Annotated in this window: 21 protein-coding genes and 1 pseudogene; 7 read left to right on the top strand and 15 right to left on the bottom strand. The window is 71.7% G+C overall.

Going from position 1 to position 24470, the window contains the following annotated elements:
* Positions 1 to 14 precede the first annotated feature (14 nt).
* On the bottom strand, positions 15 to 1196 hold the full coding sequence (locus tag ABZ272_RS29820; RefSeq protein WP_355053265.1) for an acetoin utilization protein AcuC: 1182 nt from the start codon (positions 1194 to 1196) through the stop codon (positions 15 to 17).
* Positions 1197 to 1244: 48 nt separating this feature from the next.
* Entirely contained in the window at positions 1245 to 2105 is an 861-nt protein-coding gene (locus tag ABZ272_RS29815; protein ID WP_355053264.1) for a sulfurtransferase, read from the bottom strand.
* A gap of 100 nt (positions 2106 to 2205) precedes the next feature.
* Between ABZ272_RS29815 and ABZ272_RS29810 the strand changes: the two genes are divergently transcribed.
* A complete protein-coding gene (locus ABZ272_RS29810; protein WP_355053263.1) occupies positions 2206 to 2895 on the top strand; it encodes a metal-dependent transcriptional regulator in 690 nt (229 codons plus the stop codon).
* Positions 2896 to 2909: 14 nt separating this feature from the next.
* Here the strand turns inward: ABZ272_RS29810 and ABZ272_RS29805 are convergent, their stop codons facing one another.
* Positions 2910 to 3455 carry a hypothetical protein gene (locus ABZ272_RS29805; RefSeq protein ID WP_355053262.1) on the bottom strand — a complete coding sequence of 182 codons (546 nt, stop codon included), beginning with the start codon at positions 3453 to 3455 and terminating at the stop codon, positions 2910 to 2912.
* A 67-nt stretch (positions 3456 to 3522) separates the two neighbouring features.
* Positions 3523 to 3777 carry a DUF5522 domain-containing protein gene (locus ABZ272_RS29800; protein ID WP_355053261.1) on the bottom strand — a complete coding sequence of 85 codons (255 nt, stop codon included), beginning with the start codon at positions 3775 to 3777 and terminating at the stop codon, positions 3523 to 3525.
* A 50-nt stretch (positions 3778 to 3827) separates the two neighbouring features.
* Here ABZ272_RS29800 and ABZ272_RS29795 point away from each other — a divergent pair, with 50 nt between their 5' ends.
* Positions 3828 to 4787, top strand: coding sequence for a MerR family transcriptional regulator (locus ABZ272_RS29795; protein WP_355053260.1), 960 nt, complete (start codon positions 3828 to 3830; stop codon positions 4785 to 4787).
* Here the strand turns inward: ABZ272_RS29795 and ABZ272_RS29790 are convergent.
* Positions 4763 to 5698: a DUF2332 domain-containing protein gene (locus tag ABZ272_RS29790; RefSeq protein WP_355053259.1), complete on the bottom strand. Its 936-nt coding sequence runs from the start codon at positions 5696 to 5698 to the stop codon at positions 4763 to 4765. The two genes, ABZ272_RS29795 and ABZ272_RS29790, sit on opposite strands and share 25 nt — an antisense overlap.
* Before the next feature lie 37 nt (positions 5699 to 5735).
* On the opposite strand from ABZ272_RS29790, the pseudogene ABZ272_RS29785 reads away from it, so the two are divergent.
* Positions 5736 to 5919 (top strand): annotated as a pseudogene (locus tag ABZ272_RS29785) (glycerophosphodiester phosphodiesterase); the annotation flags it as partial.
* A gap of 120 nt (positions 5920 to 6039) precedes the next feature.
* Here the strand turns inward: ABZ272_RS29785 and pyrE are convergent.
* From pyrE to nrdR, 5 genes are all read right to left on the bottom strand, one after another.
* The gene (gene pyrE, locus ABZ272_RS29780) at positions 6040 to 6564 is read right to left on the bottom strand and encodes an orotate phosphoribosyltransferase (RefSeq protein WP_355053258.1); all 525 of its coding nucleotides are present in this window, start codon (positions 6562 to 6564) and stop codon (positions 6040 to 6042) included.
* A gap of 62 nt (positions 6565 to 6626) precedes the next feature.
* A complete protein-coding gene (locus tag ABZ272_RS29775; protein ID WP_355053257.1) occupies positions 6627 to 7592 on the bottom strand; it encodes a CU044_5270 family protein in 966 nt (321 codons plus the stop codon).
* An 18-nt stretch (positions 7593 to 7610) separates the two neighbouring features.
* On the bottom strand, positions 7611 to 8126 hold the full coding sequence (locus tag ABZ272_RS29770; protein WP_355053256.1) for a sigma-70 family RNA polymerase sigma factor: 516 nt from the start codon (positions 8124 to 8126) through the stop codon (positions 7611 to 7613).
* 356 nt (positions 8127 to 8482) lie between these two features.
* Entirely contained in the window at positions 8483 to 11392 is a 2910-nt protein-coding gene (locus ABZ272_RS29765) for a vitamin B12-dependent ribonucleotide reductase (protein ID WP_355053255.1), read from the bottom strand.
* 35 nt (positions 11393 to 11427) lie between these two features.
* Positions 11428 to 11928, bottom strand: a complete 501-nt coding sequence (gene nrdR, locus ABZ272_RS29760; RefSeq protein WP_355053254.1) for a transcriptional regulator NrdR — start codon at positions 11926 to 11928, stop codon at positions 11428 to 11430.
* 516 nt (positions 11929 to 12444) lie between these two features.
* Between nrdR and lexA the strand changes: the two genes are divergently transcribed.
* Positions 12445 to 13230, top strand: coding sequence for a transcriptional repressor LexA (gene lexA, locus ABZ272_RS29755; RefSeq protein ID WP_355053253.1), 786 nt, complete (start codon positions 12445 to 12447; stop codon positions 13228 to 13230).
* 116 nt (positions 13231 to 13346) lie between these two features.
* Here lexA and ABZ272_RS29750 read toward each other — a convergent pair whose 3' ends face one another.
* Complete coding sequence (locus tag ABZ272_RS29750; protein WP_355053252.1) at positions 13347 to 15074, bottom strand: hypothetical protein; 1728 nt, start codon at positions 15072 to 15074, stop codon at positions 13347 to 13349.
* 50 nt (positions 15075 to 15124) lie between these two features.
* Positions 15125 to 16579: a GTPase HflX gene (gene hflX / locus ABZ272_RS29745; RefSeq protein ID WP_355053251.1), complete on the bottom strand. Its 1455-nt coding sequence runs from the start codon at positions 16577 to 16579 to the stop codon at positions 15125 to 15127.
* Positions 16580 to 16764: 185 nt separating this feature from the next.
* Between hflX and ABZ272_RS29740 the strand changes: the two genes are divergently transcribed.
* Positions 16765 to 18231, top strand: coding sequence for an NAD-dependent malic enzyme (locus ABZ272_RS29740; protein ID WP_355053250.1), 1467 nt, complete (start codon positions 16765 to 16767; stop codon positions 18229 to 18231).
* Positions 18232 to 18570: 339 nt separating this feature from the next.
* Here the strand turns inward: ABZ272_RS29740 and dapF are convergent, their stop codons facing one another.
* The 3 genes from dapF to ABZ272_RS29725 are packed head-to-tail and all read right to left on the bottom strand — an operon-like array spanning position 18571 to position 21105.
* Complete coding sequence (gene dapF, locus ABZ272_RS29735) at positions 18571 to 19428, bottom strand: diaminopimelate epimerase (protein ID WP_355053249.1); 858 nt, start codon at positions 19426 to 19428, stop codon at positions 18571 to 18573.
* A 7-nt stretch (positions 19429 to 19435) separates the two neighbouring features.
* Positions 19436 to 20353, bottom strand: a complete 918-nt coding sequence (gene miaA, locus ABZ272_RS29730) for a tRNA (adenosine(37)-N6)-dimethylallyltransferase MiaA (RefSeq protein WP_355053298.1) — start codon at positions 20351 to 20353, stop codon at positions 19436 to 19438.
* Positions 20338 to 21105: a hypothetical protein gene (locus ABZ272_RS29725; RefSeq protein ID WP_355053248.1), complete on the bottom strand. Its 768-nt coding sequence runs from the start codon at positions 21103 to 21105 to the stop codon at positions 20338 to 20340. The genes miaA and ABZ272_RS29725 overlap by 16 nt, the downstream gene beginning before the upstream one ends.
* Positions 21106 to 21306: 201 nt before the next feature.
* Here ABZ272_RS29725 and ABZ272_RS29720 point away from each other — a divergent pair, with 201 nt between their 5' ends.
* Positions 21307 to 22515, top strand: a complete 1209-nt coding sequence (locus ABZ272_RS29720; RefSeq protein ID WP_355053247.1) for a DUF349 domain-containing protein — start codon at positions 21307 to 21309, stop codon at positions 22513 to 22515.
* Between the two features lie 336 nt (positions 22516 to 22851).
* The gene (locus ABZ272_RS29715) at positions 22852 to 24459 is read left to right on the top strand and encodes a cellulase family glycosylhydrolase (RefSeq protein WP_355053246.1); all 1608 of its coding nucleotides are present in this window, start codon (positions 22852 to 22854) and stop codon (positions 24457 to 24459) included.
* Positions 24460 to 24470 lie beyond the last annotated feature (11 nt).

Genomic DNA, 24470 nt, shown 5'->3' with positions numbered 1-24470 from the left:
GAAAACGGCCCGGCTCAGTCCCGCGGGTCGTACGGATCGAGCCCGAGCAGCGGGAAGACGGTCTTGCGGGTCGCCGCGATGGCCCGGTCCACCGCGTTCGGCTCGCCCGTCGGCTGCCACGGCTCGTACGACGGGTCGGCGTCGTCGGTCATCCGCAGCGGGATCTCCCGGCCCGGTCGACGGGCCGCCGCCAACTCCCGCCAGGCGAGTGGGGTGAGCGTCGCCGGGTCGATCGGGTCGCCGGTCGCCACGGCCAGCAGGTGCGTCCATGCCCGGGGCACCGCCTCGACCAGCGCGTACCCGCCGCCGCCGGTCGCGACCCAACGGCCCTCGCACAGCTCGTCGGCGAGCGACCGCAGCGCGAGGTAGGTGGCGCGCTGCCCGTCCACCGTCAGGTTCAGGTCGGCCAGCGGATCCAGCCGGTGCCCGTCCGCGCCGCACTGGGTGACGAGCACCTGCGGGCGGAACGCGCGCAGCACCGACGGCACGATCGCGTGGAACGCCCGCTGCCAGCCGGCGTCGTCGACGCCCGGAGGCAACGGCATGTTCACCGCGCTGCCCTGCGCGCCCGGACCGCCGGTCTCGTCGGGAAAGCCGGTACCGGGAAAGAGCGCCAGTGGCGTCTCGTGCAGGCTGACCGTGAGCACCCGGGGGTCGTCCCAGAAGATGTCCTGCACCCCGTCGCCGTGGTGCACGTCCACGTCGACGTACGCGATCCGCTCGGCGCCCAGGTCGAGCAGCCGGGCGATGGCCACCGCCGGGTCGTTGTAGACGCAGAAACCGGACGCCCGGGCGGGCATCGCGTGGTGCAGGCCACCGGCCACGTTGACGGCCCGACGGGCGTCTCCCCGCCAGACCGCCTCCGCGGCGGCAACCGTCGCGCCGGCGATCAACGCGCTGGACTCGTGCATCCCCTCGAAGATCGGGTTGTCGGAGGTGCCCAGCCCGTACCCGGCGAACAGCGGATCGCGCGGCGCGGCCCGTACGGCGGCCAGGTAGGCCGGGTCGTGCACGCGGCTCAGCAGGGCGTCGTCGGCGGGCTCCGGCTTGACCACGCGCACGCCGGGTCGGGTCAGGACGCCCAACTCCTGGGCGAGCGCGACGGTCAGCTCCACCCGGACCGGGTCGAGTGGATGGTCACCCAGGTTGTAGGCCAGCAGCGCGGGGTCCCACACCACCACCGTGTCGTCGGACATGAGCCCATCGTCGCACGAGGACCGTCGTCGGCCCGTCGCACGCGCTGGTCAGCGCTCTGGTGTCGGCCCGGTGGCGACCGGCCGGGACGGGTCGGCGACCCAGTTGCTCCACGACCCGACGTACAGCGCGGCGTCCGGCCGGCCGGCCAGATGCAGCGCGAGGACCGCCTGCGCGGCGGTGACACCGGAACCGCAGTACGCCCCGACCTCCCGCGCCCCCTGGACGCCGACGGCGGCGAACCGGTCCCGCAGCACCTCGGCGGCCGGGAAGCGCCCGTCGGCGCCCACGTACTCGCCGGCGGTCAGGTTCGCCGCGCCGGGCACGTGACCGGCGACCGGGTCGATCGGTTCGACCTCGCCACGGAAGCGCGGCGCCGCGCGTACGTCGAGCAGCACGGCGTCGTCGGCGGAGGCCAGGGCGGCGGCCTGCCCGGCATCGAGCACCGGGAGAGCACCGGGGTGCACCTCGACGTCGCCGGGGCGCGCGGTGGGCGCGTCGGTGGAGACCTCTCGGCCGGCGGCCACCCACGCCGGGAAGCCCCCGTGCAGCAGGCGCACCGGCCGGTGTCCCGCCCACCGCAACGTCCACCAGGCGCGTGCGGCGGCCAGGCCGTCGCCGCCGTCGTACACCACCACGGGGTGACCGGAACGGACGCCGGCGGCCCGCAGCGCCCCCCGCAGCGCGCCCGGGTCGGGCAGCGGGTGCCGGCCGCCGACGCCGGGCGGCCCGCACAGCGCGGTGTCCAGGTCGACGAAGACCGCGCCGGGCAGGTGGCCGGCCAGGTAGTCGTCGTGGCCGGGCGGGCCGGTGAGCCGCCAGCGGACGTCGAGCAGGGTGGGCGGGTCGGCGTGGTCGAGCTCGGCGGCGAGCCGGTCGACCTCGACGAGCAGCTCCTCGGTACCGGACATGGCGACCATCCAACACCATCCGGGTCAGCACGGCGCGATTCGGCAGCGGTCGCTCGGCGCGCGGCAGGGTAGCATCGTGCATCGGAGGGCCGCTTACCTTATGAAGTCTCACGATCTGGTCGACACGACCGAGATGTACCTGCGCACCATCCTCGAGCTGGAGGAGGAGGGAGTGCCGCCGCTACGCGCCCGGATCGCCGAGCGCCTCAAGCAGAGCGGCCCCACCGTCAGCCAGACCGTGGCCCGGATGGAGCGCGACGGCCTGCTCACCGTCGAGGGCGACCGGCACCTGACGCTCACCGCGCTCGGCCGGGGCACCGCCGTGGCCGTGATGCGCAAGCACCGCCTCGCCGAGCTGCTGCTCGTCAACGTCATCGGGATGCCCTACGAGGAGGCCCACGAGGAGGCCTGCCGCTGGGAGCACGTGATGAGCGACGCCGTCGAGAAGCGGGTGTACGACCTGCTCAACCGGCCCACCCGCTCGCCGTACGGCAACCCGATCCCGGGTCTGGAGGAGCTGGGCTCCCCCGGGGCCCCGGCCAGCGAGGCCGGCGAGGGCGAGCGCAACCTGGCGTTCCCCGGGCTGTCCGGGCCGGTCGTGGTCCGCCGGATCTGCGAGAGCGTGCAGACCGACTCCGACGTGCTGCGCCAGCTGCACGCCGCGGGCGTCGACCCGGGCGCCACGGTGACCGTGGCCCAGGAGCGCGACGGGGTGTCGATCGACCGCTCCGGCGACCGGGTACGGCTGCCCCGCGAGGTCGCCTCCCGGGTCTTCGTCGCCGCCAGCTGACCGCCCACGGGCGGTCACAGCGCCCGGGTGTCGACCTTCTTGGCCACGGCGATCAGCTCAGCGGCCAGCTTGTCCGCAGCAGTCCGCTCGCCCTTGGCGCCGGTCCAGGTCAGGGTGGCGAGTCGGCCGTCGGTGGCCAGCCAGCCGACCTCGGCGACCGGCCCGTGCCCGCCGCTCGCGGCGGCCGTCCGACGGTACGCCTGCTGACCCAGGCCGGTGATCTTCGTCGCCTTGTCGGGCACCACGTCCGCGCCGAAGGTGGTCTTGTCGATGCTGGTCTCGGACACGCTGAGCATCAGCTCCGGCAGCGCCACGCGCTCGGACCGGACCACGCAGGTGTGGGTGTCGTTCCGCTCGCTGGCCGCCGCCACGTCGAAGCGCACCTTGACGATTTGTTCGATCACCGCGAAGTCCAGCAGCCGGCACGCGCCGCCGGACGAGGCCGCCGACACGTCCAGGGCCACCGGCGCCGGTGGTGGCACCGCCACCGGCTCGGCCTCGGCGGCACAGCCACTCACCAGCAGGCCCGCCAGCCCGGCGACCACGATCCGCCCGCGCACGTTCCACCCTCTCGCCGACCGATGTCCGTCGGAAACCGTACGGGGTGTCCGGGTCCGGCGGAAGTCCTCATTTCGAGGGTGGATCGTCCACGTACGGGCAGTGCCGGCAACCCCGTCCGCAGCACGTGCCACGACGGGCCAAAAAGGCGGCGCTGAGCACGAACAGACCCGTCGCCGGGTCGAGGTAGCCGGCCTCTCCGGCGGCCAGCGCGGCGTCGTGCGCGGCGAGGATCCGGGCCCGGTCCGGGTGCTCCGGCGGCAGGCGGGACGGGTGCGGTTCGGTGAGCGGCCGGTCAGCCAGGGGTCGTCGCTCTCCGTTCACCGGGCCAGTCTGCTTGAGTCTCCACCGGGGGGAGACGTGAGGGTGGGGGCATGAGCGGTGACGAGCGGTACACGATCGGCGACCTGGCCCGACGCACCGGGCTGAGCGTCAGGACCATCCGGTACTACGCCGACCACGGGATCGTCCCGCCCACCGACCGAAGTTCCGCCGGCTATCGCCTCTTCGACGCCGAGGCGATCGCGCGGCTGGAACTCGTCCGGACGTTGCGTGACCTGGGCGTGGATCTGGCCGCCATCCGTCGGGTGATGGACCGCGAGGTGCCGCTGCACGAGGTGGCCACCGCGCACGCCGAGGCGCTGGCCGCGCAGATCCGCGTGTTGCGACTGCGCCAGGCGGTGCTGATCGTCGCGGCGCGGCGCGGGGCCGGCCCGGCCGAGGTCGACGACCTGCACCGGTTGGCCCAGCTCACCGCCCGTGAGCGGCAGCACCTGGTGGACGACTTCCTGGACAGCGTCTTCACCGACGATTGGATGCCGTACCCGGGCGTGATCGTCTCGATGACGCCGGAGCTGTCCGACGACCCCAGCGCCGAGCAGGTGCAGGCGTGGGTGGAGGTGGCCGAGCTGTGCCGCGATCCGGGTTTCCGGACGAGCATGCGGCGGCTCGCTCGCCAGCACGCCGCCGACGACGACGTGCCCGGTCTCCCCCGCCCGGACGCCGTCGCCATCGTGCGCGACGAGGTGGCGGGCGCGCTAGCCGCCGGCATCGATCCGACCGGAGACGAGGCCGAGCCGGTGGTCGCGGCGGTCACCCGCCGATACGCCCGCCTGCACGGTCTTCCCGACGGCGCCCACCTGCGTCAACGGATGCTGGACCGGCTGGTCCTGGCCGACGACCCCCGACGCGACCGCTACCTCGACCTGTTGTCGGTGATCAACGGCTGGTCGGGCCGGGGCGCGGTCACGCCGGCGGTGCGGTGGTTCATCCAGGCCCTGCGCGTCCGGATGCCGGTCGAGGCTGGCTCTCAACCGAACCAGGTCATCGCCTGACCGTGGCCCCGGGTCCAGGCCAGCGGCTTGCCGTCCAGCGCGAGGACGTTGTGCAGCGCCGCGTCCGGCGAGTCGGGTAGACCTTCGTAGGGCAGCACCTCCGGGGCCTCGTTCGCGATCCAGTGCCCCGGCAGCTCGCCGACCAGCCGCACGAACGCGTCCCGGCGCGCGGCGGGCACCTGGTAGAGCACCGAGGTGTGGAAGATGACGAGCGTCGCGCCGGCCGGCGCGCGGGCCGCCAGCGCCGGCAGGTCGTCCACCAGGTCACCCCGGACCAGCAGCGGCGGGTCGGCGGCGGCGACCGCCGCCGCCGCGCGCAGCCGGGACCGCCGGTGCGCGTGCTCCGGCCAGATCAGGGCGTCCAACCAGGACACGTCGTCGGGGTCGGTCACGTCGAGCGGGTTCAGGTCGAGGCCAGCCCGCCACACCACCTGGGGTACGCGCCCAGGGGGCGTCAACCCGCTGGCCGCGCACTCCAGGATGGGCGCACCGTCGCCGACCTCATGCTCGCCGTACCGGTAGGCGTACCGGTCCGGGTAGAGACAGAGCCCGGCGGACGCGCCGACCTCCAGCAGGGCGAGGGGCTGCGGCAGCGCGGCGAGCACCGGCAGCAGCACCGCGCACCGGCCCGCCTCGTTCGTCTGGGTGGCCCTGCGCTTCAGCTCGGTGTCGATGACCGGCCAGTGGGCCAGCACGTAGTCGTGGAACGCGGTCGGGTCGTCGACCGGGCCGCCCAACCAGCGGACCACCCCGTACAGCAGGTTCGGCTGTCGCTTGGCCGGCGGGAGCGCGTCGAGCAGGGCGAGCAGGTCGTGGTCGTCCGCGACGGCGTACGACAGCCGCTCGTACGTCGGTGAAACCCCGTGCGCCTCGCGGCGGGCGAACTCGACGTACGCCTCAGCGGTTGTCATGCCCTGATCGTCGCAACGATCTCCCGACTTTTCAGCCCGCGGCGGCGAGTGGATGACGTACACCGTCGAAGTCTCGAAGACGGGCACCTGCGAGGTGGCGACCCGGGTCTCCTCGCCGTACAGCCCAGCGGGACGATTCGACGGAACGCGGACCACCGCGCCGTTCGGCGTTCGGCGTTCGGACCACGATCTCGCACGACGCGTTCACGCTCCAGCCGCTGCCGAAGACCTTGGCCTCTGCCGTGATCACTTGATGCTGGCCAGTTGCCCCCGAGCTTCGGCGACTGGTCAACATCAAGTGATCATGCGGGTGCCTTGTTCTGGAAGCGCCTGCAAGACGCTCAGCCCGGCAGGGCGAGTTCCAGGTCGCGACGGGTGAGGGCGACGCGCAACCGGAGCCCTTCGGCCGCCAGGTTCTCCCGTCCGCCCTGTTCCCGGTCGATGGCGCAGACCACCGAGTCGACCTTTGCGCCGCTGTTCCGTAACTGCCGGCACGACGCCAGCAACGCGCCACCGGTGGTGACGACGTCCTCGATCACCACGACCCGCCGGCCGTCCACGGGGGTGCCCTCGGCCGCCTTGCCGGTGCCGTACTCCTTCGCCTGCTTTCGCACGAACGCGGTCGGCAGCCCGGTCAGCTGCGACATCACGGTGGCGATCGGGATGCCGCCCATCTCCATCCCCGCCAGCACATCGCACTCGGGCAGCAATGCGACCATCGCCTCGGCCACCTCACGCAACAGGCCAGGCTCGGCCTCGAACAGATACTTGTCGAAGTACTCGTCGCTCGTCTGACCGGACCGCAGGAGGAACGACCCGGTCAGGTGGCACGTTTCGTAGACGCGACGCGCAAGGGGAGGAGTCATGCTGCCAGCCTCGCAAACGGCGCTACCCCGGCCTCACCCTGTCGTGGTAGAGCCCGCACGGCTCAGGGCAGCTGGCCCGGTCGGTCGACGATGGCGACACGCAGTAGCGCGACAGCGGCGTACATCGACTCCTTGCCGTTGCGCACCACCGAATCTCGGGTGCCGAGGAAGACATGGGTGTCCCGGTCGAAGAGGAAATCATCGTTGCCACCGATCACGCCGGGCATCCGGATCGCCACCCCGTGCCGACCGGCGGCGTCGACCACGTCGCCCGATATGACGACCGCCCCCGGTTGCCGTGCCAGCAGTTCGAACAACGCCGCGAGCGCTCGGGGCGGCACGTAGCCGTGGAGCATCGACCGCGCGGTGGTGTACGGCATGCTCTCGCCCCCGTAGACGGCCTTCTCGTCGGCCCCTTCGGGCAGATGCAGGTCGACCGGGTGTTCCCGAAGGTAGCGAAGCAGTTCGTCCGGATCGGTGGGCAGGTCGCCGTGGTAGGCCGGCGGCGGAAACACGTCGAGTTTCTTCTCGGGGTCGGCGGGGTCTTCCTCGCGGAGGACCGTGAGTTCGCCCCACCCGTTCGGGTCGCTCTCCGGTCGATAGCGTGCCTGCGTGTACGCGACTCCACCGGCCGACTGCCACAGTTGATTCCGTGTCGTCCGGTACGGACCGCTGCCCGGCCGGTCGCGGATCGTCGCCAGGGACTCCGTGAAGACGTACTGGTCGGGGCGGGCGGTGAGCTCCGGCTGTTGCCGGGCGGCGTCGGCGGCCAGGTGGAAGATCTCCGATGCGCTGGCGCTGGGCGGCGACTGGTCGCCGAACCTCATGGTCTGGACCGCCAGCGCACCGGCGGTCAGCGTCACCGCCATCCCGAGCGCTCCGGCGAGACGCCAACCGCGCAGGAACCGGGTACGGTGTCCGGCCACACGGCCCGCCGACGCCAGCTCGGCCCGTTGGGCGACGTGTGCGCTCAGGTCCCGGAGAAGCTGCTCCTCGAAATCCTGCGGCGACCGTTCAGTCGTGTTCATCGTCAGCTCCGTCTCATCTCAGGCGAGGGTGGTGACCGGGCGGGCGAGCACGGCGCGGACGAGGCGGCGGGCCCGGTGCAGGCGGACCCGAGCGGCGACCGGCGACATCCCGAGCGCTGTCGCCGCCTCCGCCACGGTGAGGCCGTCGACGGCGACGAGTTCGACGAGCGACCGGGTGCCCTCGGGTAGTTCGCTGAGCGCCCGGTGGGTGCGGCGGGCCGCTGACTCGGCGTCGATCCGCTCCTCGATGCGCGCGATGTCGTCGGGGCCGAGGTCCCGCCGTCCGGCCAGTCGGCCGGTCACCCGCAGTCGTTGGGCCGCCCGTCGCCGCTCGTCGCCGATGACGTGGCGGGCCACCCCGTACAGCCAGCCGATCTGGCTACCCCGGTCCGGCCGGTAGCTGGCCGCCGACTCGATCACCGCCAGGAACACGTCGGCGGTCAGGTCGGCGGCGAGGTGTGGGTCGTCGACCCGCCGCGCCACGAACCGGCCCACCGCCTCCAGGTGCCGCCGGTAGAAGACCTCGAAGGCCACTGGATCCACCCCGATGGCGGAAATGTCGTCATCGGCTCGGCTCGGCTCATTCACAGGCCGCCCTCCCTCGTAGCCCTCACACTCCTTCTTCGCACGGCGGCGCACGGGTGTTACCGAACCATTCGGAAGGCTGGTGGCGGCGAGTGGGTGAAGCGCCTTCGCATGATCACTTGATGCTGACCAGTCGTGGCCGAGCTGCTGCGACTGGTCAGCATCAAATGATCATGCCGGAGTTCTGAGCAGGAACGCCGCCCATTTCCATCCCGCCAGAAGTCACGCCGCGGGCCTCGGAAACGGCGCTGCCCCGGCCTCCAAGAAGGGAAGCCGGGGCAGCGCTCGCTTGTGTTTCGCGTACGTCAGCTGCAGCCGCTGGTGGAGCCGCAGCCCTCGCAGACGTAGCAGCTACCGGCCGGGCGCATCTTCGTACCGCAGGTGAAGCAGAGCGGCGCGTCGGCGGCCTTGCCGATCACGGCCTCCAGCAGTTCGGTGCTGGAACCCACGCTCGGGGCCGGCTTGGCGGCGGCCACGTCGGCCATCTCCTGGGCCGGCTGGGCGACCGCCTCGGTCTTGGCCGGAGCCTCGACCGGCGCGGAGGACGCCATCGCAGTGAGGTCCGCACCGGTGACGGCGGCGGCAGCCTCCGCGTCGGCCTCGGCCCGCAACTGGGCGGCCCGCTCGCCGGCGGTGAAGATGCCCAGCTCGGCGCGGCGCTCGTAGGGCAGGAAGTCCAGCGCCAGGCGACGGAAGATGTAGTCCATCACCGAGGCCGCCATCCGCACGTCCGGGTCGTCGGTCATACCGGCCGGCTCGAAACGCATGTTGGTGAACTTGCTGACGAACGTCTCCAGCGGCACGCCGTACTGCAGGCCGATGCTGATGGCCACCGAGAAGGCGTCCATCACGCCGGCCAGGGTCGAGCCCTGCTTGGACATCTTGAGGAAGACCTCGCCGAGGCCGTCGTCCGGGTAGGACGACGCGGTCAGGTAGCCCTCGGCGCCACCGACGGAGAAGCTGACCGTCTCGGACGGGCGCTTCTTCGGCAGGCGCTTGCGCACCGGCCGGTACTCGATGACCTTCTCCACCGCGGCCGGCGCGGCGGTCGTGGTCTCGACGGCGGCCGGCTCGGTGGCCTTGTTCTTCTTGGCCACTGACAGCGGCTGGCCGACCTTGCAGTTGTCCCGGTAGATCGCCAGGGCCTTGAGGCCGAGCTTCCAGCCCTCGAAGTAGATCTTCTCGACGTCCTCGACGGTGGCCGCCTCCGGCATGTTGACCGTCTTGGAGATGGCGCCGGAGACGAACGGCTGGATGGCCGCCATCATCCGCACGTGGCCCATCGGGGCGATCGTCCGCTCACCCATGGCGCAGTCGAAGACCGGGTAGTGCTCCGGCTTGAGGCCCGGGGCGTCCACCACGTGGCCGTGGTCGGCGATGTGCTCGACGATCGCCTCGACCTGCTCCTCGGGGTAGCCGAGGCTGCGCAGGGCGCGCGGCACGGTCTGGTTGACGATCTGCATCGAGCCGCCGCCGACCAGCTTCTTGAACTTGACCAGCGCCAGGTCCGGCTCCACGCCGGTCGTGTCGCAGTCCATCATGAAGCCGATCGTGCCGGTCGGGGCGAGGACGCTGGCCTGCGCGTTACGCCAACCGTTCTTGTCGCCGATCTTGTTGCCCTGGGTCCACTGCTTGGTCGCCTCGCGGACGATCGCGGTGGCCACCGGGCTGGTCGGCTTGATCTCGTCATTGGCGGCGGCGTGCTTGCGCATGACCCGCTTGTGCGGCTCGGCGTTGCGGGCGTAGCCGTCGTACGCGCCGACGACCCCGGCCAGCTCGGCCGAGCGGCGGTACGCGGTACCGGTCATCAGCGAGGTGATCGCCGCGGCGACCGAGCGGCCCTGGTCCGAGTCGTACGGCAGGCCGGTGGCCATCAGCAGGGCACCGAGGTTGGCGTACCCGATGCCGAGCTGCCGGTAGGCGCGCGACGTCTCGCCGATCTTCTCGGTCGGGAAGTCGGCGAAGCAGATCGAGATGTCCATGGCGGTGATGACGAACTCGACGGACTTGACGAACTTCTCCACCTCGAAGCCACCGTCGGCGCGGAGGAACTTCATCAGGTTGAGCGAGGCCAGGTTGCACGAGGAGTTGTCCAGGTGCAGGTACTCCGAGCACGGGTTCGACGCGGTGATCCGCCCGGTCTCCGGGCAGGTGTGCCAGTCGTTGATCGTGTCGTCGTACTGCAGGCCCGGGTCGGCGCACTCCCAGGCGGCCTGGGAGATGGAACGGAAGAGGTTCTTGGCGTCGACGGTCTCGATCGTCGCGCCGTCCAGCCGGCCGCGCAGGTCGAAGCCCTTGCCGTTCTCGACCGCCGACATGAACTCGTCGGAGACGCGGACCGAGTTGTTGGCGTTCTGGTACTGCACGCTGACGATGTCGGAGCCGCCGAGGTCCATGTCGAACCCAGCGTCCCGCAGCGCGCGGATCTTGTCCTCCTCGCGCGCCTTGGTGACCACGAACTCCTGGATGTCCGGGTGGTCCACGTCGAGGATGACCATCTTGGCCGCGCGCCGGGTGGCGCCGCCGGACTTGATGGTGCCGGCCGAGGCGTCCGCGCCGCGCATGAAGCTGACCGGGCCGGAGGCGTTGCCGCCGGAGGAGAGCAGCTCACGGGACGAGCGGATGCGCGACAGGTTGACGCCGGAGCCGGAGCCGCCCTTGAAGATCAGCCCCTCCTCCTTGTACCAGTCGAGGATGGAGTCCATCGAGTCGTCGACGGCCAGGATGAAGCAGGCGCTGACCTGCTGCGGCGACGGCGTACCGACGTTGAACCAGACCGGCGAGTTGAAGCTGAACACCTGGTGCAGCAGCATCCAGGTCAGCTCGTGCGCGAAGATCTCGGCGTCGGCCGGGCTGGCGAAGTAGCCGTACTCCTCGCCGGCGGTGCGGTAGGTGCTCACCACCCGGTCGATGAGCTGCTTGAGCGACCACTCCCGCTCCGGGGTCCCCACCGCGCCCCGGAAGTACTTCGTGGTGACGATGTTCGCCGCGTTGACGCTCCACGACTCCGGGAACTCCACGCCCCGCTGCTCGAAGTTGATCGAGCCGTCCCGCCAGTTCGTCATCACGACGTCCCGGCGCTCCCACGAGACCTCGTCGTACGGGTGGACCCCCTCCGTCGTCCACACGCGCTCGATCTTCAGCCCCGCGCCTGCCTTGTTCCGTGAACGGCTCGTTGTCACGCCGTCGCCCCCCTCGTCTGCGCGGTCACCCACCGCGCGTCCTGATCTCTCGGAAAAACAGTGAAGTCTCAGTTGGTACGGCCGGCGGCCTCGACCGCGTCGGCCCGACCCTGCTCCCGGGCTCGCGCCGCGGCCCGCAACGTCTCGATCTCGCGCTCGAAGTCGGCGAGCGAGTCGAAGGAGCGGTAGACGCTGGCGAACCGCAGGTAGGCGATCTCGTCCAGGTCGCGTAGCGGACCCAGGATCGCCAGGCCCACGTCGTGGCTGGGGATCTCGGCGGCCCCCTTGGCCCGGACGGTCTCCTCCACCCGCTGCGCGAGCAGCGCGAGGGAGTCGTCGTCCACCGGCCGGCCCTGGCACGCCTTGCGCACCCCGCCGATGATCTTCGTGCGGCTGAACGGCTCGGTCACCCCGCTGCGCTTGACGACCGCGAGGACCGCCTCCTCGACCGTGGTGAACCGCTTGCCGCACTCCGGGCAGGAACGCCGCCGCCGGATGAGCTGACCGTCGTCGGCCTCCCGCGAGTCGACCACTCGGGAGTCGGCGTGCCGGCAGTACGGACACCGCATCGCGGACCCCCTAATCATGATCAATCGCGTCGTACCGGACACACCCGGGCACAGGCCGCCGCAACGGTGCCATGCGCTCATGGCGCCCGCCGTATCGACCCTACGGGAGTGCGGTCGGTAGTCAGACCCAACCTGTGGGCAACTTACGCCCGTGTCACTACTACATCTAGGGGTCGACGGTATGTCGCCGACGAACCCGGGTCAAGTTGACCGGCGTGTCCGGCGCGTCACGGACCATCCGGTCATCCACCCCTCGCGGAACCAACGCCGACAGCCCGCCCGGGTTACCGGCCGCGCGGCCCGCGCAGGACGGAAAACGGTCGAGAATCGAACACTCGTGCTACTCGACGTACCATTTATCAGAACATCCGTACGAGGAGAGTGGTTTTTCACCCCGACACGCCGGTGGGAGGTCGTACAGATGTTTGAAAATGACCGATCTCACCTATACGGTCAGGAACAACCGCACGCACCACGAGCCGACGAGGCACCCAGCGCCGACCAGGGAGGACGGACGTGACCGAGGACCGGGCCAGCCGGCCGAAGAGCCCGCAGCAGATTACCGAGGCGGGCCCGCCAGCCACCCGACGCCGCACCGCCGCGCGCAGCCGGACGGGTCAGCCCGCCGTGCGCCCGGTCACGCCGGTGGTCAGCGCCTTCCCCGACCCGGCGACGGTCGACCTGACCGCCCGCCAGCGCCGCATCCTGGAGTTCATCCGCACCTGGGTGGAGCGGCACGGCTACCCGCCGAGCGTCCGGGAGATCGGCGAGGCGGTCGGCCTGGTGTCACCGTCGAGCGTCGCCTACCAGCTCAAGGAGCTGGAGAAGAAGGGCTTCCTGCGACGCGACCCCAACCGGCCGCGCGCCGTGGACGTCCGCGCGCCCAGCGAAGCCATCGACGACGAGTTGTCGCGGGCCCAACGGCCCACCCCGGCGTACGTGCCGATGCTCGGCCGGATCGCCGCCGGTGGGCCGATCCTCGCCGAACAGGCCGTGGAGGACATCTTCCCCCTCCCCCGCGAGCTGGTGGGCGAGGGCGAGGTGTTCATGCTCCAGGTCAAGGGCGACTCGATGCTCGACGCGGCGATCTGCGACGGCGACTGGGTCGTCGTGCGGCAGCAGCCGACCGCGGACTCGGGTGAGATCGTGGCCGCCATGCTCGACGGCGAGGCCACCGTCAAGACCTACCGTCGCCGCGACGGACACGTCTGGTTGATGCCGCAGAACCCGGCCTTCGACCCGATCGCCGGTGACGACGCCACCATCATGGGCCGAGTCGTGGCGGTACTCCGCCGGATCTGACCGACACGCGGGTGGGTGCCGTCGGCGCTCACCCGCGTCGCTCGACCGTTCGCACCCTGCTGACCGGGTAATCCGGGCGGGGCCGTCGCGCTGCCGCCCAGGTGACGCCGTTCGCGTCAGTAGCGGTCGCCCCGAGGGCCACGACCGCCGCCGGGATACTGCCCGTACGGGTCGACCGGCGCGTCATCGTCACGTCGGCGTCCGGGCCGCTGACCCCGATAGTCCGGCTCCTGCCCACCGCGCCGCGGCGGCTCGGCCCGACCGCCGCCGGCCCGACCACCGCCGGGCTGACCACCGCCGGGCTGACCACTGCCGCCGTACACACCGCCACCCGGCCGGCCACCGCCGCCACCGGGTCGACCCCCTCCGGGACCGCCGGCACGGCCGCCGCCGTACACACCGCCGCCGGCCGGAGCGCCGCCACCCCCACCGGGCCGGGCAGCACCGTAGCCGCCTCCTGCCGGGCCGGCCGGACGTCCACCCCCGGCCCCGGCCGGACGTGCGCCCCCGCCGCCCGCGCCGCCGGGGCGTTCGCCTCCCCCGCCGTAGACGGCACCGCCAGCGGAAGCGGGACCGCCCCGGCCGGAGCCGCCGTAGACCCCGCCGCTGGCTGCCGCGCCGCCGCCGTACACGCCGGCGTTGGGACGGCCGCCGCCCGGCGGCGCACGATCGACGCCGGGCGTGCCAGCGCGGTCGTCGGCGTCGTCCGCCGAATCGTCGGCGGCGGGCGGTCGACGGCGGGCCCGCACGATGCCGACGATGCCGGCACCGACGAGCAGCACACCGAGTACGCCGACCGCGCCCACCAGATAGGTGATGTCCGTGAAGCTGAGCCCGTCCATCCACGACTTCTTGGCCGCCGGCTTGTCGCCCGCGGTCGCGGCCAGGGGCTCCGCCGCGCTGGTGGACGGCGTGTAGCCCAGGATGTCGACCGGGTCGTCGGCGGCGAGTTGACCGGCGTCGGAGACCGTGACGAAGGACTTGCCGTCCGAGGTGTAGGAGATGGCCTCGCCGAACGGGTCGGCCAGCGCCGTCACCCGTGGCTTGCCGGTGGTGAGCGCTTCGACGATGTTGTCGCCGGTGACGTCGTACTCGAAGGCGTCCGCGTAGGTGCGGACGACGACCCGGGTGCCGTCCGGAGATCGGGCGGCGCCGGTGATCGCGAGCCGCCCGTAGACGCTCAGCGGATTCTCGGTGGTGGTCTTCGGCAGCTTGATCTCGCCGACCTTCTTCATCGGCACCGGCGGGGTGTCGCCGCTCCTCAGCTTCGCCGTCGGGGTGAAGATCTCCGAGTTGCCGTTCGCCACCTTCGTGATGATCAGTGGCAGGCCGTCGGCCCCCACCAGCAGCGCCTCCGCGTCCCGGGGCTTGTTCTCCGGGTAGGAGAGCCGGTGCAGTACCGGCTGCTTGTTGCCGGCGATCGGCATCGTCCAGACCGCGATCCGCGTCCGCCGCTCCTTGCTGGTGGCGTTGTCGCCGATGTCACCGATCCACAGGGTGTCGCCCTTCGGCGAGACGGCGAGATCCTCGGTGTCGAACGGCCCCGCACCCGAGTAGCGGACCGGTTCCTTGACGACCTTGCACTTGCTGTCGAGGAAGAAGATCCGCTTACGCGAGTCGACCTCGGTGCCGTCGTTGATGACGATGTAACCGCTCTTGGTCGCCACCAGGCCGGACAGCTCCCGCAGACGCTCGTCGGTGACCGTACAACGCTTCTTGCCGGCGACCGCGGCGAGCGGCTGGGATGACACGGAAGCGGGAGCGGCTACGGCGACTCCGGCCGGCGCCACGGTTGCCCCGAACAGGCCGAGGGCAACCGTGACCGAGGAAACAACGCGGCGCATTCGGCCAGTGTCGCATGCCGCGCGTTTCCGATGGATGACGCCGGGGCCGCTCAGGGCCGGCTGCCGACGGCCTCGCCCTCGCGCGCCACGTCGTACGGCGCCAGCTCGGCGGCGAGCGCCGCGCTGACCCGGACGTGCAGCAGAGTGCCTTCCGCCAGGTGCGACGTGCTGAGCACCTCGCCCGAACGGTGCACCCGGGACACGAGGTCGCCACGGTCGTACGGCAGGACGGCCCGCACCTCCACGGCGGGCTGCGGGAGCCGCTCCTCGATCGCCGCGCGCAACCCGTCGATACCCCGACCGGAGTGCGCCGAGACGAAGATCGCGTCCGGCCAGAGGCGCTTGAGCCGCAGCAGCGTGTCCTCGTCGGCGGCGTCGGTCTTGTTGACCACCAGCAGCTCGGGGAGCCGGTCCGCGCCCACCTCGGCGAGCACCTCGTGCACCGCCCGCACCTGCTCCTCCGGATCCGGATGGGTGCCGTCGACGACGTGCACCACCAGATCGGCCTCGGCGACCTCCTCCAGCGTCGAGCGGAACGCCTCGACGATCTGGTGCGGCAGGTGGCGTACGAAGCCGACCGTGTCGGAGAGCGTGTAGAGCCGCCCGTCCGCAGCGGTGGCCTTGCGGGTCGTCGGGTCCAGCGTGGCGAACAGCGCGTTCTCCACCAGGACGCCCGCACCGGTCAGCCGGTTGAGCAGGCTGGACTTGCCGGCGTTGGTGTAGCCGGCGATGGCCACGGCGGGCACCGAGTTGCGGGTACGACGGGCACGCTTGGTGACGCGTACCGTCTTCATGCTCTTGATCTCACGACGCAGCCGGGAGATGCGGTGGCGGATGCGCCGCCGGTCGGTCTCCAGCTTGGTCTCACCGGGACCACGGACACCCACACCGCCGCCGGCGCCGCCGCCGCGACCGGAACCACCGGTCTGGCGGGACAGCGTCTCACCCCAACCGCGCAGCCGGGGCAGCAGGTATTCGAGCTGGGCCAGCTCGACCTGCGCCTTACCTTCCTTGCTCTTGGCGTGCTGGGCGAAGATGTCGAGGATCAGCGCCGTACGGTCGACGACCTTGACCTTGGTGCGCTGCTCCAGGTTGCGCAGCTGCGACGGGGACAACTCGCCGTCGCAGATGACCGTGTCGGCGCCGGTGGAGAGCACCACCGCGCCGAGATCGTCGACCTTGCCGCGACCGATGTAGGTGGCCGGGTCGGGTCGCGTACGACGCTGGATCAGCCCTTCGAGCACCTGCGAACCCGCCGTCTCGGCGAGCGCGGCCAGCTCGGTCAGGGAATTCTCGGCGTCGGTCACCGTGCCCTCGGTCCAGACGCCCACCAGGACCACCCGCTCCAGCCGCAGCTGGCGGTATTCCACCTCGGTGACGTCGCTGAGCTCGGTGGAGAGGCCTGGGACGCGCCGGAGAGACTGCCGCTCCGACAGGTCCAGCTCGCCGGTGGTGACATCGTCGAACTCGTCCTCGACAGGGACGAAGTTCTCCTGGTCTCGCAAGCGGTTCTCCTGTCCGTTTTGATAAGTAGAACGTAATCCTGACACGTCACAACGCCCAGCGCACCTGCTATATGCCCGTGCTGGAGGTCGCCAAAAGCGGGGGCGAATACCAGTCGACCTCCACAACCCGGTAGAAATGCTCAGGCGGCGGCCGACCGGCCGCACAGCCGTGACGGAGGGATCCCGTGGCCATCACCCGACTGCCGAGCGCCGGATTTTCGATCACCATCCGGATCGCCGTGACCGCGGACGCATCCTCGATCGGTCGGCTCACCACCTCCGTCGGCGAAGCCGGGGCGATCGTCACCGCGCTGGACGTGGTGGACTCGGACCCGACCCACGTGATCGTCGACCTGACCTGCGACACCGCCGACGCCAAGCACGCCGACCAGGTGGTCGACGCGCTCCGGACGCTGGACGGCGTGGACGTGCGCAAGGTGTCGGACCGGACGTTCCTCCTGCACCTCGGCGGCAAGATCGAGGTGACCTCGAAGGTCGCGCTGCGCAACCGTGACGAGCTGTCCCGCGCGTACACCCCGGGGGTGGCCCGGGTCTGCATGGCGATCGCCGAGAACCCGGCGGACGCCCGGCGGCTGACCATCAAGCGCAACACCGTCGCGGTCGTCAGCGACGGCTCGGCGGTGCTCGGCCTGGGCAACCTGGGCCCCGCGGCCTCGCTGCCGGTGATGGAGGGCAAGGCCGCGCTGTTCAAGCGCTTCGGCGGGGTCGACGCCTGGCCGGTGGTGCTGGACACCCAGGACACCGACGAGATCGTGCAGATCGTCAAGGCGATCGCGCCCGCGTACGGCGGGATCAACCTGGAGGACATCGCCGCGCCGCGCTGCTTCGAGATCGAGGCCCGGCTGCGCGAGGCGCTGGACATCCCGGTCTTCCACGACGACCAGCACGGCACCGCGATCTGCGTGCTGGCCGCGCTGACCAACGCTCTGCGCGTCGTGGGCAAGCAACTCTCGGACGTCCGGGTGGTCGTCTCCGGCGCGGGCGCGGCCGGCACCGCGATCATGAAGCTGCTGCTGCGTCAGGGCGTCGGCGACATCATCGCGTACGACCGCCAGGGCGCCCTGCACCGCGGCCTGACCGACCTCAACCCGGCCTGGCAGTGGCTGGCGGAGAACACCAACAAGGAGAACTACTCCGGCGACCTGCCCGGGGCGATCCGGGGCGCGGACGTGTTCATCGGGGTCAGCGCCCCGAACCTGCTCACCGGCGACGACATCGCCGGCATGGCGAAGGACGCGATCGTCTTCGCGCTGGCCAACCCCGACCCGGAGGTCGACCCGCGGGAGGCGCGCAAGCACGCCGCGGTGGTCGCCACCGGCCGCTCGGACCAGCCGAACCAGATCAACAACGTGCTCGCGTTCCCCGGAGTGTTCCGCGGAATGCTGGACGCGCACGCCGAGGAGTTCACCGAGGAGATGGCGATCGCCGCGGCCCGGGCCATCGCCGACGTCGTCGGTGAAGACAAGATCAACCCGACGGTGATCGTGCCGAGCGTCTTCGACTCCCGGGTGGCCCCGGCGGTCGCCGCAGCCGTCCGCGCCGCCGCGCACAACCCGAGCCCTCTCCCGGCCGCCGACCCCGGCCCGGCGGACCTCCCGGAAATCGCCGCCACCGCCAGCGCCACCCCCTGAGCGACTCGACGCCCACGCACACCACGCGAGGAAGGCTCCCCCGACACCTGCGCGCTTTAGGCGAGGAAAGCTCCCCCAACACCTGCACGCTTTAGGCGAGGGAGGCTGCCCCGACCGGGTCGTCTTCATCCTTTGCTCTGCTTCAGCCGAGGCAACACCTGGTGTCCGATTATCGGACACCGGGTGTTGCGCGGGTTGAAGCAGAGCAAAGGGCCGACAACAGGTGCCGGCGAGCGGCCGGCGGCGCCAGCGAGGTGAACGGTCGGCGGCGGGTGAACGCCCGGTGAGCAGCGGCCGGTGAGCAGCGGCAGCGGGTTGCGGAGCCGGTAAGCGGCAGGCTCAGTGCCGGGGCGTAGCGGACAGGGCGGAGAGGTCGACCTCGCCCGTTGCTACCAGGACGGCTGGCCCGGACAGCCAGCAGGAGTCCTCGGTGACCGTTACGGTCAGGCGGCCGCCGGGGACGTCCACCGCCACCACACCGGTGTCCCGGCCGGCGTCGCGCAGGGCCACGGCCGCCACCGCGCACGCGCCGGTGCCGCAGGACAGGGTCTCGGCGCTGCCGCGCTCGTACACCCGCATGAGGCTGTGCCCGTCGGTGTCGCCGACCGGGTCGCCCGGCACGATGAACTCGACGTTCACGCCGGCCGGGAACACCGCCGGGTCGAACCCGGGCGCGACCATCAGGTCCAGCGCGGACAACTCCACGCCGCTCGGCAGGGTGCACACCAGATGCGGGTTGCCGACGTCCACGACCGTGCCGGACAGGGTCAGACCGCCCAGGGTGGCGCTCGACTCCTCGTACATCCGGGGTCTGCGCATCTCGACGGAGACCGCACCGCCCTCGACCAGCGCGCGCACGACGCCGGCGCGGGTGGCCACCGGCAACGCCGCGCCGGCGGGCGTGGCGAGCCCGGTGTCGAGCAGGTAGCGCACGAAGACCCGGGCGCCGTTGCCGCACATCTCGGCGAACGAGCCGTCCGCGTTCCAGTAGTCCATGAACCACTCGGCCTCGCCGGCCTGGCCGGCGCCGTCGGGATGCTTGGCCGCGCGGACCACCCGCAGTACGCCGTCCGCGCCGATGCCGCGTCGCCGGTCGCAGAGCGCCGCGACCAGCTCCGGGGTCAGGTCGAGCTGACCGTCCGGGTCGGGCAGGAGGACGAAGTCGTTGCCGGTGCCGTGACCCTTGGTGAACTCCACGACCCCATCATCGCGCAGCGGCCGGCACCAGACGCACGGCGGCCTCGATCAGGTCCGGCGCCGCCGAGTCGAGCCACTGGACGCGAGGGTCACGCCGGAACCAGGACCGCTGCCGGCGGACGAACCGCCGGGTGGCCCGGACCGTCTCGTCGTGCGCCTGTTCCTCGGTCAACTCCCCGTCGAGCGCGCGAAGCACCTGCTGGTAGCCGAGCGCCCGGCTCGCCGTCCGCCCCTCGGCCAGACCCCGGCCGACCAGCTCGCGGGTCTCGTCGACCAGCCCGTCGGCCCACATCCGGTCCACCCGCAGCGCGATCCGCTCGTCCAGCAGCCCGGTGTCGAGGTCGACGCCGAGTTGCACCGACGGGTAGTACGGGGTGGGCTGCGGCAGCGACGCGGCGAACGGCGCCCCGGTCAGCTCGATCACCTCCAACGCCCGGACGATCCGCCGGCCGTTGCCCGGCAGGATGCCCTCGGCGGCCACCGGATCGACGGCGCGCAGCCGGGCGTACAGCGGCGCCGGCCCAACCTCGGCCAACTCGCGTTCCAGCCGTTCCCGCAGCGCCGCGTCGGTGCCCGGGAACTCGAAGCGTTCGAGCACCGCCCGCACGTACAGCCCCGAGCCACCCACCAGCAGCGGCACCCGCCCGCGGGACAGGACGTCGTCCACCGCCGCGCGGGCCAGCCGCTGGTACTCGGCGACGCTGGCCGGCTCGGTCACCTCCCAGATGTCGAGCAGGTGGTGCGGCACGCCGTCCCGCTCGTCGGTGGTCAGCTTCGCGGTGCCGATGTCCATGCCCCGGTAGAGCTGCATCGAGTCGGCGTTGATCACCTCACCGTCGAGGGCATGCGCGAGCGCGATGCTCAGCGCCGACTTGCCCGCCGCCGTCGGCCCCACCACCGCGACGACTGTCACATCCGCTCCCAGGACGCCACGAAGTAGGCCACACCGTAGGGCGCCGACTCGTGCAGCAACTCGCCGCGCCACCCTTCGCCGCTGGCGCGGGCCGCGTCGGCGAGCACCTGCCACGCCGCCCGGCCGGCGACCTTCAACTGCGCCGACAGACCGGGGTCCAGGTCGCTGAGGGCGTCCAGGTCCGCCTCGGCCAGGGCCGTGGCGACCCCTTCGTCGTACGGGAGGGCGCGCTGGTCGTCGTACCCGGGGGCCTTCTGACCCCGGCAGGCCGACCCGTCACCGAGCACCAGCAGCGCCACCCGGTCACCGGCGGCGGCGACCTGGGCGCCGAGCGCGGCCACCTCGACCAGCCCGGCGTCGGCGGCCACCTGCACGGCGGTCACCTGCCCTGCCGTCTCGGGCCCGGCCGTCACCCGCGTCGCGGTCGCCAGCCCGGCCGTCGTCGGGACGTGCCGGGACAGCAGCCACGCGCCGATGGTCAGGCTCAGCGGCAGCACGGCGCCCCGGTCCGGCTGACCGGGGACCAGGGGCACGTCCAGGTCGACGCCCCACGGCTGGAGCGAGCCGGTGGCCGGGGGTTGGACCGGGCCGGTCACCGGGCCGACGCCGAGCAGCACCACCACGTCCGGGCCGGTCGCCAGCAGCCGGCCGACGGCGAGATCACAGGCCGACCGCAGGTCGTCCAGTTCGCTGGCGGCGGCACCGGCCACTTCGGGCACGAGCAGGGGCGGATGTGGGCAGACGGCGGCGGCGACCAGTGGCACCCGCCCACCGTAGCGGGAATCCCCGGTGCGTCTCCGCCGCGATCCGGTCAATCAGGCCCTAGGACACCGTATGGTCACGGTCGGCGATAGGCGCTCGACGCGGACCGGGTCGGACCTGTGACAATGCCGGAAGTAACTTGGCTGCGCCGTGGCGGCGACGGGGGACGGCTCCCTCGACGCCGGGAGAACGAGGATGGGCACATGAGCGACTGGACTGCCTTCGGACGGGTGGACGCGGACGGCACCGTTTACGTCAAGACCGCCGAGGGCGAGCGGGTGGTCGGATCCTGGCAGGCAGGAGCGCCAGAGGAGGGGCTCGCGCACTTCGCGCGCCGCTTCGCCGACCTGGTCACCGAGGTGGACCTGACCGAAGCGCGGCTCAACTCGGGCGCGGCGGACGCCGGGCACTCGTTGAGCACGATCCGGCGGATCCGCGCCACGCTGCCGGAGGCCCACGTGGTCGGCGACATCGACGCCCTGACCGCCCGACTGGACAAACTGGCGACCCTCGCCGAGGAGAAGGCCACCGAGGCGCGCGCCGCCCGGGACGCCGCCCGCGGTGAGGCCCTGGCCCGCAAGACCGCCCTGGTCGAGGAGGCCGAGAAGCTCGCCGCCGAGTCGACCGGTTGGAAGACGGCCGGTGACCGGCTCAAGGAGATCCTCGACGAGTGGAAGACCATTCGCGGGGTCGACAAGAAGGCCGACGGCGAGCTGTGGAAGCGTTTCGCCGCCGCGCGGGACGGCTTCACCCGACGCCGCGGCGCCCACTTCGCCTCCCTGGACGCGCAGCGCAAGCAGGCGCAGACCGTCAAGGAAGAGCTGGTCGCCGAGGCCGAGAAGATCAAGGACTCCACCGAGTGGGCCGCCACGGCCAACCAGCTCAAGGAGCTGATGACCCAGTGGAAGGCCGCGCCCCGCGCCTCCAAGGAGGCCGAGCAGAAGCTCTGGGAACGGTTCCGGGCCGCGCAGGACGCCTTCTTCAGCCGGCGTAGCGAGGTCTTCTCGGCGCGGGACAACGAGCAGCGCGGCAACCTGGAGCGGAAGCAGGCCCTGCTGGCCGAGGCCGAGGCCCTGGACATCGACGCCGACCCCAAGGGCGCCCAGGCCAAGCTGCGCGAGATCCAGGCGCAGTGGCACGAGGCCGGCCGGGTGCCCCGCGAGGCCGCCTCCGGCCTCGAGCGCCGGTTGCGCGTCATCGACGACAAGGTCCGCGAGGTGATGGACTCCGCGTGGCGACGTACCACCAAGGAGGACAACCCGCTGCTCGCCCAGATGCGGGCCCAGGTGGCGGAGGCCGAGGAGCGGCTGTCCCGGGCGCAGAGCGCCGGGGACGCCCGGCGCATCAAGGAGGCCGAGCAGGCCCTCGCCTCCAAGCGGCAGTTCCTCCAGCTCGCCGAGCAGGCCGGCTGACCTGACACAGTCCGCGAGCCCCCGGTCCCCGAAAGGGACCGGGGGCTCTCGCGTGTCACCGGGTGGCCCACCCGCGGCCGGGATGGGGTGCGGGCGGTTGACGCATTGAGGTGGGCTGATGAGAATGGGCGACGGAGTCAGGTAGGGCCACCGGGCCGAGGGCGCCGACGGCGAGCATCGCCATCGAGGATCGGCCGGTGAGCTGCCGCGAGTTTCCCGTCCGCGTGACATGGGCCGTCGCGCACTGTCCGCGTACCCCCAAGGGGCCGTGATGTGCGCACGGCCGCCTGCCGGCGTCGTCGATGGACGGCGTCGTGCGTCCGAAGTGGAGCTCGAATGACCCGTACGAAAGCTCTCGGCAGCGCGCTGACCGCGCTCGCCACCGCCGCGGCCGGCGTGTTCCTCGCCGCCACTGTCAGCACCACCCCGGCTTCCGCCGCCGGTACCGGCACCGGTTATCTGCACACGAACGGTAGCCAGATCGTGGACAGCACCGGGGCCACGGTCCGGTTGACCGGCATCAACTGGTTCGGCATGGAGACCGACAACAAGACCTTCCACGGGCTCTGGTCGAGCAATCCGTGGCGGGGTCAGCTCGACACGATGGCCCGGCTGGGCTACAACACGCTGCGGGTGCCGTACTCGAACGACGCGCTGAAGGCGGGCGCGACCGCCACCGGGATCAACGACTTCGTCAACCCGGACCTGGTGGGGCTGTCGCCGTTGCAGATCCTGGACAAGGTGATCGCCTACGCCGGCAGCAAGGGGATGCGGATCATCCTGGACCGGCACCGGCCGACGTCGGCGGGGCAGTCGCCGCTGTGGTACACGTCGACGGTCTCCGAGGCGACCTGGATCAACGACTGGAAGATGCTCGCCCAGCGGTACGCGGGCAATCCGACGGTCATCGGCGCGGACCTGCACAACGAGCCGCACGCCGAGGGCACGAACCCGGCGGCCACCGGCGCGTGCTGGGGTTGCGGCGACACGGCGCGGGACTGGCGGCTCGCCGCGGAGCGGGCCGGTAACGCCATTCTCGGTGTCCAGCCCAACTGGTTGATCTTCGTGGAGGGGGTGAGCTGCCCGAGCGGTGGTCTCTCCAACGTGTGGGACAACGACCCGAGCAACGACGAGGACTGCGGCTGGTGGGGCGGCAACCTGTCGAAGGCCGGTCAGTACCCGGTACGGCTGAACGTGGCGAACCGGCTGGTCTACTCGCCGCACGAGTACGCGACGTCGGTGTACCGGCAGACCTGGTTCGACGCCCCGGACTACCCGGCGAACATGCCGGCGATCTGGGACAAATACTTCGGTTACCTCTACAAGCAGAACATCGCCCCGATCATGATGGGTGAGTTCGGCAGCACCCTGGCCGACCCGAAGGACCGGGTGTGGCTGGAGAAGTTGATGGCGTACACCGGCACCGGCGTGACCGGGATGTCGTTCACCTACTGGTCGTGGAACCCGAACTCGGGTGACACCGGCGGCATCGCGCTCGACGACTGGACGAACATCAACACCACCAAGCAGGCGATCCTGCAGCCGTACCTGATCGCCCCGAGCGGCGGCGGACCCACCGGCGGGCCGACCGGTGGCCCCACGGGCGGGCCGACCGGCGGTCCGACGAGCGCGCCTCCGGGCGCCTGCACGGCCACCTACCGGCAGGTCAACGCCTGGCAGGGCGGCTTCCAGGGTGAGTTGACCGTGAAGAACACCGGCACTGCCGCGGTGAACCCGTGGTCGGCCACCTGGACCTGGCCGTCCGGCGTGACGCTGGGCAGCGGGTGGAACGCCACCGTCACCCAGTCCGGTACGACGGTCACGGCCGCCGCGCCCAGCCACGCGCCGTCTCTGGCGGCGGGCGCCTCGGTCACCGTGGGCTTCACCGCCAACGGTACGGCCAGCGCCCCGGCGACCGTGAAGCTCAACGGCGCGAGCTGCTGAGCAACCGAGGT

This window comes from Micromonospora sp. NPDC005979 (genome assembly GCF_040614415.1).
Lineage (GTDB): Bacteria > Actinomycetota > Actinomycetes > Mycobacteriales > Micromonosporaceae > Micromonospora.
The sequence above is the reverse complement of the archived record's forward strand: the minus strand, read 5'-3'. Positions and strand labels throughout refer to the sequence as shown.